Annotated in this window: 15 protein-coding genes; all 15 read left to right on the top strand. The window is 29.7% G+C overall.

What is annotated here, in order from left to right:
* The first annotated feature begins 3 nt into the window (after positions 1-3).
* The 15 genes from minE to AB3K27_RS16840 all read left to right on the top strand — a co-directional run bounded on the left by minE (position 4) and on the right by AB3K27_RS16840 (position 12,392).
* Entirely contained in the window at positions 4-270 is a 267-nt protein-coding gene (gene minE, locus AB3K27_RS16910) for a cell division topological specificity factor MinE (protein ID WP_368488539.1), read from the top strand.
* Between the two features lie 68 nt (positions 271-338).
* On the top strand, positions 339-1,463 hold the full coding sequence (rodA, locus tag AB3K27_RS16905) for a rod shape-determining protein RodA (RefSeq protein WP_368488538.1): 1,125 nt from the start codon (positions 339-341) through the stop codon (positions 1,461-1,463).
* A 177-nt stretch (positions 1,464-1,640) separates the two neighbouring features.
* Complete coding sequence (locus tag AB3K27_RS16900; RefSeq protein WP_368488537.1) at positions 1,641-2,006, top strand: endopeptidase; 366 nt, start codon at positions 1,641-1,643, stop codon at positions 2,004-2,006.
* Positions 2,007-2,024: 18 nt separating this feature from the next.
* Positions 2,025-2,870: a M50 family metallopeptidase gene (locus tag AB3K27_RS16895; RefSeq protein WP_368488536.1), complete on the top strand. Its 846-nt coding sequence runs from the start codon at positions 2,025-2,027 to the stop codon at positions 2,868-2,870.
* Between the two features lie 142 nt (positions 2,871-3,012).
* Positions 3,013-4,866, top strand: a complete 1,854-nt coding sequence (locus AB3K27_RS16890; protein ID WP_368488535.1) for a TIGR03960 family B12-binding radical SAM protein — start codon at positions 3,013-3,015, stop codon at positions 4,864-4,866.
* Positions 4,835-5,551, top strand: a complete 717-nt coding sequence (locus tag AB3K27_RS16885) for a TIGR03936 family radical SAM-associated protein (protein ID WP_368488534.1) — start codon at positions 4,835-4,837, stop codon at positions 5,549-5,551. Before AB3K27_RS16890 ends, AB3K27_RS16885 begins: the two co-directional genes overlap by 32 nt.
* Before the next feature lie 47 nt (positions 5,552-5,598).
* Positions 5,599-7,035 carry a ribonuclease E/G gene (locus AB3K27_RS16880; protein ID WP_368488533.1) on the top strand — a complete coding sequence of 479 codons (1,437 nt, stop codon included), beginning with the start codon at positions 5,599-5,601 and terminating at the stop codon, positions 7,033-7,035.
* Between the two features lie 131 nt (positions 7,036-7,166).
* Positions 7,167-7,478 carry a 50S ribosomal protein L21 gene (rplU, locus tag AB3K27_RS16875; RefSeq protein ID WP_368488532.1) on the top strand — a complete coding sequence of 104 codons (312 nt, stop codon included), beginning with the start codon at positions 7,167-7,169 and terminating at the stop codon, positions 7,476-7,478.
* A 2-nt stretch (positions 7,479-7,480) separates the two neighbouring features.
* The gene (locus AB3K27_RS16870; RefSeq protein ID WP_368488531.1) at positions 7,481-7,810 is read left to right on the top strand and encodes a ribosomal-processing cysteine protease Prp; all 330 of its coding nucleotides are present in this window, start codon (positions 7,481-7,483) and stop codon (positions 7,808-7,810) included.
* Between the two features lie 3 nt (positions 7,811-7,813).
* Complete coding sequence (gene rpmA, locus AB3K27_RS16865) at positions 7,814-8,116, top strand: 50S ribosomal protein L27 (RefSeq protein WP_368488530.1); 303 nt, start codon at positions 7,814-7,816, stop codon at positions 8,114-8,116.
* A 275-nt stretch (positions 8,117-8,391) separates the two neighbouring features.
* Positions 8,392-9,666: a GTPase ObgE gene (obgE, locus tag AB3K27_RS16860; RefSeq protein ID WP_368488529.1), complete on the top strand. Its 1,275-nt coding sequence runs from the start codon at positions 8,392-8,394 to the stop codon at positions 9,664-9,666.
* Between the two features lie 14 nt (positions 9,667-9,680).
* Positions 9,681-10,292 (top strand): nicotinate-nucleotide adenylyltransferase, encoded by a 612-nt coding sequence (gene nadD, locus AB3K27_RS16855; RefSeq protein ID WP_368488528.1) that lies wholly within the window; start codon positions 9,681-9,683, stop codon positions 10,290-10,292.
* A 34-nt stretch (positions 10,293-10,326) separates the two neighbouring features.
* Positions 10,327-10,902, top strand: a complete 576-nt coding sequence (yqeK, locus tag AB3K27_RS16850; RefSeq protein WP_368488527.1) for a bis(5'-nucleosyl)-tetraphosphatase (symmetrical) YqeK — start codon at positions 10,327-10,329, stop codon at positions 10,900-10,902.
* Positions 10,903-11,027: 125 nt separating this feature from the next.
* The gene (locus AB3K27_RS16845; RefSeq protein WP_368488526.1) at positions 11,028-11,408 is read left to right on the top strand and encodes a RidA family protein; all 381 of its coding nucleotides are present in this window, start codon (positions 11,028-11,030) and stop codon (positions 11,406-11,408) included.
* A gap of 84 nt (positions 11,409-11,492) precedes the next feature.
* Complete coding sequence (locus AB3K27_RS16840; RefSeq protein ID WP_368488525.1) at positions 11,493-12,392, top strand: RluA family pseudouridine synthase; 900 nt, start codon at positions 11,493-11,495, stop codon at positions 12,390-12,392.
* The last annotated feature ends 9 nt before the right edge of the window (positions 12,393-12,401 follow it).

Here is a 12,401-nt window from a genome sequence, read left to right as displayed (position 1 = left end):
GCAATGGATTTATTTAGAGTGTTTTCCAAGCCATCTTCCAAAGACGTAGCTAAAGAGAGGTTGAGGTTAATACTTATAAATGACAGATGTAGTATGCCACAGGAAGTATTAGAGGATATAAAAGAAGATATACTTAAAGTACTTTCAAAATATATGGAAATAAATTACTCTGAAATAGATGTTAGGATGACAGTTACTGAGGAAGTTGAAGAAGATCCGGTAGCACTTGTTGCCAATATACCTGTAAAAAAAGTTAAATATAATAAATAGCTATGTATTTACATAGCTTTTTTATTTTGCTGTGGTATAATCATTATAGTTATATTGGAGGGATATAAATGTTTCTTGAAAAATTTACTATTAATAAAAGATTCTTAAGAGAGTTTGATTTTCCTATACTTATTACAATATTAATTATATGTGTATTTGGAAGCTTAAACATATATAGTGCTTCTCATCTGAGTTATGGCAATCAGTATTTGAAGTCTCAGCTTGTTTGGATAGTTATGGGATTTATATTAATCTATTTTATACTTTTAATAGATTATTCTTTAATAAAAAGTTATGCCAGTATAATATACTGGGTTGGAGTATTCTTACTTATTATAAACTGTATTCCTATATTTAAATATACGGTCAATGGAGCTTCTTCCTGGATTAAAATTGGAGGATTTACCATGCAGCCTTCTGAATTTGCCAAAGTAGGAATTATACTTATGCTGGCAAAACAATTAGATGATATGGAAGGAAATATTAATAACTTGAAAAATTTTTTAAAGCTTACAATATATGCAGTTATTCCTATGGCTTTGATTGTAAAGCAGCCTGATATGGGAATGACTATGATTTGTTTTTTTACTGTGCTTGGAATATATTTTGTTTCAGGATTGGATCTGAAGGTGATACTTGGGGGAATATTAGGATTAACATTGGTGGTGGCTGTGGCCTGGCAGTCCACACTTATACCGTACTATCAAAAGATGAGGATTATAGCTCTGTTCAATGCTGATAAATACCAGTTGACTTATGCACTTCAGCTTACACAGTCAAAAATAGGAATTGGCTCAGGAGGAATTTTAGGAAAAGGATTTTTAAAAGGAACTCAAATATCCGGAGGATATGTTCCAGAATCTCATACAGATTTTATTTTTTCTGTAGTTGGAGAGGAATGGGGACTTATAGGAGCATTTTCACTGATAGCATTTTATGGAATTGTAATATATCGTTCTATAAATATAGCCAGAGAATCTAAGGATATATTTGGTTCTATGGTGTGTGTAGGTATTGTATCTTCTATGTTATTTTCTATCTTTCAAAATGTAGGCATGACCATAGGTTTATTACCTATAACAGGCATTACATTACCTTTTATGAGTTATGGGGGAAGTTCTATTTTGGCAGCTTTTATAAGTATATCGTTAATTTTGAATATAGGTATGAGAAGAAAGAAGATTAATTTTTAAGATATTTAAAAGTTAAAATAAATAATGTTTAAAAGATAGTAGTTATGTATGTTATAAAGTCTTTTGTATTAATTTATATTAAGGTTTCATTGATATACCTACCCATAATTTCTAGTCATAAATATAGTAACATTTAAATATATATTAAGTAGCACGTTATTTAAAAAGGAGGATGTTGTGGGATATTATGATTCAGAATATGAAAAATATTATGGTTCATTAAGGAGAAAACTTAATTATTCACCTTATTATAGAGAAAGAGTATCCAATAAAGAGAATTATTTCAATAAAAAAGGAAACTATTTAGTTAGAAGAATCATAAGAGATCTAATAGGAGTATTGGTATTATTTATATTTATTATATTATGTAAAGTAGCTTCAAATCCTCAGGCTAAAAGTGTATATAATTATTCTAAGAGCATAATAAATCAAAATTATAACTATAGTAAATTAAAAACTCAATTAAATAGTATCAATATAAACTATATTGAAGATAGAATAAAAAATACAGTTAAGGAACTTAGGATTAATGGGGAAAAATAAATTTTAAGAGGTATTTTTGTGATTAAAATAAATAAATATTTTATTCCCTATATAATACTTTTGATTGTCATAGGTTATAAAGGGCAGCTTATTTATACAGCTGTGGTAGTTTTTTTTCATGAAGTTATTCATTATTTATTTTCTAGATATTATAAATTTTCTGGGTTTGACATAGAATTTATAGCAGTGGGAGCCGTTATAAAACTTAAGGATTTAGATGAAGCATTTCCTAAAGAGGATTTAATAATTTCAATTTCTGGTCCAGCATTTAATTTGATATTTAGTGGATTTTTTTATTTTATATATAAAATTTCATACTTGGATTTTTGTTATATGCTTTTTTCTATAAATCTAGCCATAGGATTATTCAATCTGATACCTGCCTTTCCCCTAGATGGAGGAAGAATACTTAGAAGTATTTTGAATTTTAAGATACCATATAGGAAGGCAAATAAGATCACCATAGTAATAAGCATAATTATTGGAATAATGCTTATGTTAGTTTATGTATTTCTATTTTTTAATGGACATAATAATTTCAGTATAGGAGTAATAGCGACATTTATAATGACTACATCATTGAGAGAAAATGAAAGGACATCTTATATAATTATGGGAGATATTATTAAAAAGAAGTATAAATTTATAAAGAGAGGTTATATTGAAAATAGAAATTTATCTATACATTATAAACAAAATCTTCTTACAGCTATGGGGTTGTTTGACAAAGGGAAATATAATATATTTACAGTATTAGATGATGAAATGAATGTAATGGATTTGATATATGAAGAGGAAATAATTGATGCTTTAAAGTTATATGGAAATATAACTGTAGAAGAGTTTATGAAGGTAAATAGATAAAGTACAGTGCACTACTGGTGTATCTGTACTTTTTATAATTTAAGTAATATTATGTCTAACAATATATAACTTGATTTTTGCATTTCAAATTGTTTAGGGGTATGCTAAAATATAATGATGAATACCTAAGAGGAGGATTTTAATGAATAGAATTTCTGATGATATATTATTTAAAGTAGAAAAACCTGCCCGTTATATTGGCGGTGAAATGAATTGTTACATAAAAGATAAAGAAAAAATAGATATTCATTATGCATTTTGTTTTCCAGATGTGTATGAAGTAGGTATGTCCCATTTAGGCATGAAAATATTGTATTACATATTAAACGAACGAGAAGATACTTATTGTGAGAGGGTATTTGCACCCTGGCCAGATATGGAAGAACTTATGAGAGAAAATCATATATTATTATATGGACTTGAAAGTAAAGAACCAATAGTGAATTTTGACTTTATAGGTTTTACGCTTCAATACGAAATGAGTTATACTAATATTTTGAATATGTTAAATTTGGCAGGATTACCTGTTAGAGCATCAGAAAGAGGGGAAGAGGCTCCTATAATTATGTGTGGAGGACCCTGTGCATATAATCCTGAACCTCTATGGGATATAGCGGATTTGTTTGCAATAGGAGAAGGAGAAGAACAAATAAATGAAGTTATGGATTTATATAAAATTCATAAGGGAAATAAAAAAAAATTTTTAAGAAATGTATGCCACATAGAAGGTATATATGTACCTTCACTTTATGATGTATATTATAATGAAGATGGCACTATTAAAGAGTTTAAACCTCTTTATAAGGACGTACCTAAAAAAATTATTAAAAGAATAATTAAAAATTTTAATGATATAGCTTATCCCGATAAGCTTATAGTACCCTATACCGACATAGTACATGATAGAATAGTTCTTGAGACTTTTAGAGGATGTACAAGAGGTTGTAGATTTTGTCAGGCAGGTATAATATATAGGCCTGTAAGAGAAAAAAGTACATCAAAATTATTAGAACAGGTAGATAAACTAATAAAGAGTACTGGCTACTCAGAAGTATCGTTAACTTCATTAAGTATATGTGATTATTCTGATTTAAAAAATTTAGTGTATAATTTTATTGAAAAATATGAGAAAGATAAAGTAGGAGTATCTCTTCCTTCTCTTAGAATAGATTCTTTTTCTGTAGAGCTTATAAATGAAATTCAAAAAGTAAGAAAAACAGGTCTTACTTTTGCTCCGGAGGCCGGCAGCCAGAGGATGAGAGATGTGATAAACAAGGGTGTTACAGAAGAGGATTTAATGAATTCTGTAAAAAGTGCATTTTTATCAGGATGGTCTACTATAAAATTGTATTTTATGATAGGACTTCCCTATGAGACCACAGAAGATGTAAAAGGTATAGCAGATTTATCTCAAAAAGTAGTGGATGAGTATTTTGGCATTCCGAAAAATATAAGAAAAAAAGGATTGAAGGTAACAGTTAGTACTTCTATATTTGTACCTAAACCTTTTACCGCTTTTCAATGGTCACCTCAGGCAAAAATGGAAGAAATCAGAGATAAGATTAAAGTCTTAAGATCTTCCATAAAAAGCAAAAATATAGTATATAACTGGCATGAAACACCAGTAAGTTATTTAGAGGCTGCTTTTGCCCGGGGAGATAGGAAAATATGTGATGTATTAGTTAGAGCTTATGAAAAAGGGGCTAAATTCGATGGATGGTCGGAATATTTTAATTTTGAATTATGGATGGAGGCTTTTCGAGAATGTAAAGTAGATTCAGATTTTTATATCTACAGAAACAGAAGTTATGATGAAATACTTCCATGGGATTTTATAGATATAGGAGTGGATAAGGAGTTTTTAATAGAAGAAAATGAAAAAGCTAAAAAAGCTTTAGTAACTCCTGACTGTAGAATAGGATGTAAAAATTGTGGGGTGAATGTTAATTTAGGAGGTAAATGCTTTGAAGGAGCAGTATTTAATAAAATTCAGTAAAAAGGATAGCATAAAATTTATAGGTCATTTAGATCTGATGAGAACTATACAGAGAATGATAAAGAGATCAGCTCTCCCAGTGGAATATTCCAAAGGATTTAATCCTCATATAAATATGTCTATAGCACAGCCTCTGGCAGTAGGAATATATTCTTGTGGAGAATACATGGATGTATATTTTGAAAGTGAAACGTCTGAAGAAGAAATTATAGAAAAATTAAATAAGAGTGCTCCTTTAGGGATAAAAATATCAAGAGCAAATAAAGTTTACAATGTAGAAAATAAAAAGATATTTAAATCTATGGCAGCAATTAGAGCAGCTAAATATAGTATACAAATACCTTATATAGATACTAGTGAGATAGAAGAACATATGAAAGATTTAATGAATATGTCAGTTTGGACTACCTTGAAAAGAACCAAAAAAGGTGAAAAAGAAACGGATATAAAAAAGCTAGTAAAGTGTATACATTATTTTATTTGTGATAATAAATTGGTTCTAGATACTACTATTTGCTGTGGAAGTCTTGATAACTTATCACCGAAACTTTTGTCAAATTATATACAAAATACCATTGAAGGTTCTGATAAAAATTCTTTTATTAATATAATGAGAAAAGAAATGTATGGAGAAATAAGAAATAAGTTAATTCCATTATATGAATATGTAGATAAAATACATTAAAATTTATTTCCTATAGATAGTTGGTTTTAAGAAGAGGTGAATTATATTTGAAAGAAATATTTGTTGAAAGAGCAACAAAAGTTTTAAGGATAATTATAAGACAGGAAAAAATAATTAAAGAATGTTTTATAAGAGAGCAAGATGGAAATGCCTATCCAGGAGAAATATATATGGGTATAGTTAAAAATATAGTTCCTGCTATAAAGTGTGCTTTTGTAGATATAGGATGCAGAAGAAATGCTTATATGTATATGGATAAAAAATTTAAAAATCTTAACTTGAAAAAAGGAGATATTGTTTTAGGAGAAATTTTAAAGGAAGATCAGGGAAAAAAAGGAGCTAAAATTGTAAAAAATATAAGCATACCTGGTAAATATTGTGTTTTAAATAGTTCTGGTAATGAAATACAATTTTCCAAAAAAATACATAATGAATCTTTTAAAAAAGATATATTGAAATCATTAAAACTACCTGAGGGAATTGGACTGATGATAAGAACTGAAAGTGAAAATATTCCTATTGAGATATTACATAATGAAATGGAAAGATTATATAGAGTATATAGTCAGGTAATAAAATCAGCTGCATATTTACAAAAACCAAGGTTATTATTTGATAATGGTGGAATACTGGGAGAAGTGCTTAGAGATAAACTTATTGATGATGATTTTATAATATATGTAAATAACCAGAGGGATTATAAATATGTAGAAGATTTTTTAAAAGGATTACATAATGCACGTGTAAATTTGCAATTATACACGGGAAATAAGAATCTATTTTCCTATTATGAACTAGAAAATAAGATATTAAATTTAAGAAATAATAAAATAGAATTAAAATGTGGTGGATATATAGTTATAAATAAAACAGAAGCTATGTTCGTAATAGATGTTAATTCAGGTAAAAATATAAAGAGCAGTACTATGGACAAGACTGTGTTTATTACTAATCTACAAGCTGCAGAAGAAATTGCAGCACAAATAATACTTAGAAATTTAAATGGTATAATACTTATAGATTTTATAGATATGGATAATAATAAAAACAAGAAAAAAGTTATGGATAAATTGAAAGATGGATTTTTGATGGATAAAAATAAAACTGTAATATATCCTTTCACAGAGTTGAATTTAGTACAAATAGCCAGAAAAAGAATGGGAAGATCCATAAATGATTATATAGAAGAAGAGTGTAGATGTTGTGAGGGAACAGGCAAGAAAATAAAGTTATCCTATATGATTTTACTTATCAAAAATGAAATCTCAAATATGTGTTATGAAAAGAATGTAGAAGATATTCATATTAAGATGGATGTGTCCTATGAAAATCATATAAAAAAAAATATGAAAGATTTCATAAAAGATATAGAAGCTGAAAATAAAAGGGTATATATTACCTATGGAAAAAAAGTATCTTATAAGGTAGAACCACTTTTATTTGACAGTGATATAGAAAATTTTAAAAATTTCAGAGTAAATTGAAAGAACTTTACAAAGGGAAGCATATATGTTAAAATGACAGCTGTAGACCGCTCAAGAAAGGTTACATAAATTATTGAGAAAGTTTTTTCTAATATACCTTTTAGGCGAGACTGGATTGAGGAGGTGTTTTTATGTATGCAGTTGTAGCTACTGGAGGAAAACAGTATAAAGTTTCAGAAGGAGACATAATATACGTTGAAAAATTGGAGGCTGAAGTTGATTCTACAATTGAACTTGACAAGGTACTTATGGTAAATAAGGATGAAGGATTAGTGATTGGAAAACCTGTAGTTGAAGGAGCTAAAGTAAAGGCTAAGGTACTAAGTCAAGGAAAAGCTAAGAAGATTATAGTATTTAAATATAAGCCTAAAAAAGATTACAGAAAGAAACAGGGACATAGACAGCCATATACCAAGTTACAGATTGAAAAAATTGATGCTTAATTATGATTAAGGCAGTATTTAATAAAAAATCTGGTAATTTGATTTCAGTTGTAATTAAAGGCCATGCAGAATCAGCAGAACAGGGATATGATATGGTATGCAGTGCTGTTTCTGCTATATCCCAAAGTATTTTAATTGGAATAACAGAAGTTTTAAAATTAAATGTAAAATACTCCTTAGAGGATGGCTTTTTAAGTTTTTCATTGGACAATATAAATGAAAATGATGTGTCAAAGTGCCAGGTGCTTATGAAAACTATGTTACTTGGATTACAGAGTATTGAAATTAGTTTTAGTGAATATATAAGTGTAAAGGAAATGGAGGAGGTGTAATTTATGATTATTATGAATCTTCAGATATTTGCTCATAAAAAAGGTATGGGTAGTTCAAAAAATGGTAGAGATAGTGAATCCAAGAGACTTGGAACTAAGTCTGCCGATGGACAATTTGTTTTAGCTGGAAATATATTAGTTAGACAGAGGGGAACTAAAATTCATCCTGGAAAAAATGTAGGAAAAGGCTCTGACGACACTTTATTTTCCAAAATAGATGGCATAGTTAGATATGAAAGAATGGGAAAGACAAAAAAGAAAGCCAGTGTATATCCTTTAGAGGTAGAAGAATTAGTAGCTGAATAGTTGTTATTAAGGCACCCTGAGAAAAGGGTGCTTTTTTGAAAACACGATTTATCCGAAAGCAGCGATTAACTAATATTCCCAAGCTCTTTTAAAGTGGGAGATAAGCACAGATAACGCATCTGGATAAGTTCTTCCCCTAAAGGATAACGTATTCTAAGTGCTAAAGACACTAAGAATACTGTTAATAAGGTTCAGATGAAGAAAAGCAGTGTTTAGGAGCAAGCTTTACTGAACCTAAGAGTTACTTGATAACTTTTTATAAGGAAGTGATTAGTATGTTTGTAGATAGGGCGGAAGTATTTGTAAAATCAGGCAGTGGAGGTAATGGTGCTATTTCCTTTAGACGAGAAAAATATGTACCTCGTGGAGGCCCTGATGGAGGTGATGGAGGAAAAGGTGGAGATGTTATATTAATAGTAGATCCAGAAATTACTACTTTATTGGATTTTTCATATAAAAAAAAGTATATTGCAGAAAAAGGTGAGAATGGTTCTGGTTCTAAGTGTTTTGGGAAAAATGGAGAAAATTTATATATAAGGGTGCCTTTGGGGACAGTTATAAAAGATGTAAATACAGATAAAATAATGGCAGATCTTTCCCATATTGGAGATAAATATATAGTAGCAAAGGGTGGAAAAGGTGGAAGAGGTAATGTAAGGTTTACCACTGCTGTAAGGCAGGCACCAGATTTTGCTGAACCGGGAATGCCTGGAGAAGAAAGATATATATCATTGGAACTTAAGATTTTAGCAGATGTGGGACTTTTAGGTTTCCCCAATGTAGGTAAATCAACTCTTTTATCTGTAGTTACTAAAGCAACCCCTAAAATTGCAAACTATCACTTTACAACGTTGTTTCCTAACTTGGGAATGGTGAATATTCCAGGAATACAAAGTTTTGTGATAGCGGATATACCTGGTATAATTGAGGGAGCAGCAGAAGGAATAGGCCTTGGAATAGATTTTTTAAGGCATATTGAAAGGACTAGACTTTTAATACATGTGGTAGATATATCAGGGTTAGAAGGAAGAGAGCCTTTTGAAGATTTTATTAAGATAAATGAAGAATTGAAAAAATATGATGTGAAGCTTTGGGATAGACCTCAGATAATTGCTGCCAATAAAGCGGATATGTTATATGATGATAGTATATTTGAGAGTTTTAAGAATAAAGTAGGAAAGTTGGGGTATAATAAGGTTTTTAAAATATCTGCAGCTACAAGGCAGGGAGTAGAGGCTCTTATGAAAGAAGCTGCAACAATGCTTAGCAACATACCTGTAACAGATATGTATATAAGTGAAGAGGATAAATTTATACCTGAAGAAAAGAAATTCACCTATGAAATAGAAAAACAGGGAAATGTGTATATAGTTAAAGGAAGTTTTGTTGACAGATTACTGGCAAGTATTAATGTAAACGATGCGAATGAACTGAGATATTTTCATAAAGTACTTAAAAATAAAGGAGTCATGCAGCGATTGGTAGATATGGGAATTAAAGACGGAGATGTAGTTAGACTTAATGATTTTGAATTTGATTATATATTATAATGGAGAGAAAATAGATGGTTAAAAAAGCTATTTTTGGTGGAACATTTGATCCAATACATAATGGACATATACATATAGCTTATGAGGCAATATATAGATTGGGATTGGATGAAATTGTATTTATGCCCACAGGTAATCCACCACATAAAGCAAAAAAGAGCATAACAGATGCTTTTTTAAGATATGAAATGGTAAAAGTGGCTATAAGATCAGAAAGCAAATTTACGGTAAGTAACTATGAAGTGAATAAACCTACCTTAAGTTACACCTATAGTACCTTAGAACATTTTAACAAACTGGAATCAAAAACTGAATGGCATTTTCTTACCGGAGCGGATTGTTTAATGGATATAGAAAAGTGGAGTAGGGTAGATAGTATATTCAGATTATGCAAGTTTATAGTATTTAACAGACCTGGATTTCCAGCATTTACTTCAGAAAGTATAGAGGCTCAGAAAAAAAAAATAGAAGAAAAGTACTCTACTAATATAATATATTTAGATGCTCCGTTATTTGATATTTCTTCTACAGTTATAAGGAACAGTGTCAAGGAAGGCAAAAATGTGAACTATTTTTTGCCTGAAAGTGTTTGTAATATTATAAATCAGTTAAATCTTTATAAATAAGATTCAATAATTTTTTATTTTGGAGTGATATAGGATGTGGAGTGAAGAGGAGATAAAAGAATATTTAAAGGAGAGATTATCAGAAAAAAGATATAAACATAGTTTGGATGTAAAAAGCACAGCGATAAAATTAGCTGAAGCTTATAACGGAGATGTTAACAAGGCAGCACTGGCGGGACTTATACATGATTGTGCAAAATATATGTCGGATAATGAAATTTTGAATTTGGCAGAAAAAAATGGAATTTCTATAGATGAGGTGAGCCGATTAAATCCCAAGCTTCTCCATGGTAATGTGGCTGTGGTGGTTGCAAAAAAAATTATGGGAATTTTTGATGAAGATGTATTGAGCGCTATAGCTTGTCATACTACTGGGAAAAAGGATATGAATTTACTAGAAAAAATAATATATATTGCAGACTATATAGAACCCGGTAGAGATTTTCCGGGAGTAGAAGAGCTTAGGAAAAAGGCTTTTGTAGATTTAAATGGTGCAATATTGGATGCTTTTAATAATACTATTAAAGTTGTGATAAATAGAGGTCAACTTTTACATTTAAATACCATAGAAGGAAGGAATCATTTAGTATTCTGTAACGGAAAAAAGTAAATTGTTTGTTTGTAAATTAATTTATCAAGATGCGGCAATCAGCTATTACCCCATCTTCTTCAAAGTGGGGATATATATTAACATATGCCATATATTTTATGAATTAGGTTTAGGAGGTCTTCATAATGAAAAAAGAAATAATAAATACAAAAAAAGCTCCTGGAGCTGTAGGTCCTTATTCACAAGCTGTAAAAGTGGGGAATTTTTTATTTACATCAGGTCAAATCCCCTTAGTTCCAGAAACGGGAAAATTAATTTCAGGAGATATAAAAAAAGCTACCGAAAGGTGTCTTGCCAATATAAAAGCATTACTTGAGGAAGCGGGGACGGGTTTTGAAAATGTAATTAAGACTACTGTGTATGTAAAAAATATGTCAGATTTTGCAGATGTGAATGAAGTGTATGCAAGATATTTTCAAAAAGATATGCCTGCAAGGTCTTGTGTAGAAGTAAAACTTCCTAAGGATGCTTTGGTTGAGATAGAAGTAATAGCATTAGTAGATTAATTAAAAAATATATTTAAAGGAGTGAGCTTCAAAAGAGTTCACTCTTTTGAAGCTATGTATGATATTTAATGGGAGAGAAATTAAATGGAAGAAAATAAAATAGTATTTAAAGTTAAAGAAGAAGAACAAGGATTAAAACTGAAAGAATATTTAAAAAAAATTCAAAGATTTTCAGGAAGACTCATAAGAGGAGCAGCCTTAAGTGGCAGAATAGAAATAGATAATAAAATAGTAAAGCTTAATCATGTATTAAAATCAGGGGATATTATATCTTTTAATTTAGTAAAAGAAGAGTCTCAGAATATAGATGCAGAAAAAATGGATATAAAAGTGGTATATGAAGATAAGGATATAATAGTAGTAAATAAAAAACCGGGAATGGTAGTCCATCCCACAAGAAGCTATCCTAGTGGAACTTTAGCTAATGGGCTTATTTATTATTTTCAAAAAAATGGAGAAAATTGTATAGTTAGATTGGTAAGTAGGCTGGATATGGATACCTCTGGACTTATAATAGTTGGAAAAAATCAGTTTGCCCATATGTGTCTGTCAAGAGATATGAAAAGTGAAAATTTTGAAAAAAGCTATATTGCTGTAATTCATGGAAAGATGAAACAAAAACAGGGTATTATAGATTTGCCTATATACAGACCTGAAGGAGATGATATAAGAAGAATTGTGGATAAAAGAGGTCAAAGAAGTGTTACGCATTATAAGGTTATAGAAGAATTTAAATTTGATCAGATATTAAAGCTCACGTTGAAAACTGGAAGGACACATCAGATTAGAGTTCATTTAAGTTATTTAGGCCATCCACTATATGGAGATACCCTTTATGGAATAGAAGAGGATAACAGGTATATAAATAGACAGGCTCTTCATGCCTATAGACTTAAGTTTCCTCATCCTAGAGGAGATAAAGTATTGGAATTAGAGGCTGATATTCCAGAGGATATTTTAAATTTAATAAAACAAATAAAATAAGGCATCTCT

The organism is Clostridium sp. BJN0013, assembly GCF_040939125.1.
Taxonomy (GTDB): Bacteria; Bacillota; Clostridia; order Clostridiales; family Clostridiaceae; genus Clostridium_B.
Note: the sequence above shows the minus strand (reverse complement) of the source record. Positions and strands in the feature narration are given on the sequence as shown.

Excerpts from the sequence above, each read along its gene's own strand:
- rplU (WP_368488532.1), top strand. The coding sequence starts at position 7,167 with ATGTATGCAGTTGTAGCTACTGGAGGAAAACAGTATAAAGTTTCAGAA.
- AB3K27_RS16890 (WP_368488535.1), top strand. The coding sequence starts at position 3,013 with ATGAATAGAATTTCTGATGATATATTATTTAAAGTAGAAAAACCTGCC.
- rodA (WP_368488538.1), top strand. The coding sequence starts at position 339 with ATGTTTCTTGAAAAATTTACTATTAATAAAAGATTCTTAAGAGAGTTT.
- nadD (WP_368488528.1), top strand. The coding sequence starts at position 9,681 with ATGGTTAAAAAAGCTATTTTTGGTGGAACATTTGATCCAATACATAAT.
- obgE (WP_368488529.1), top strand. The coding sequence starts at position 8,392 with ATGTTTGTAGATAGGGCGGAAGTATTTGTAAAATCAGGCAGTGGAGGT.
- AB3K27_RS16845 (WP_368488526.1), top strand. The coding sequence starts at position 11,028 with ATGAAAAAAGAAATAATAAATACAAAAAAAGCTCCTGGAGCTGTAGGT.
- AB3K27_RS16870 (WP_368488531.1), top strand. The coding sequence starts at position 7,481 with ATGATTAAGGCAGTATTTAATAAAAAATCTGGTAATTTGATTTCAGTT.
- minE (WP_368488539.1), top strand. The coding sequence starts at position 4 with ATGGATTTATTTAGAGTGTTTTCCAAGCCATCTTCCAAAGACGTAGCT.
- yqeK (WP_368488527.1), top strand. The coding sequence starts at position 10,327 with ATGTGGAGTGAAGAGGAGATAAAAGAATATTTAAAGGAGAGATTATCA.
- rpmA (WP_368488530.1), top strand. The coding sequence starts at position 7,814 with ATGATTATTATGAATCTTCAGATATTTGCTCATAAAAAAGGTATGGGT.
- AB3K27_RS16840 (WP_368488525.1), top strand. The coding sequence starts at position 11,493 with ATGGAAGAAAATAAAATAGTATTTAAAGTTAAAGAAGAAGAACAAGGA.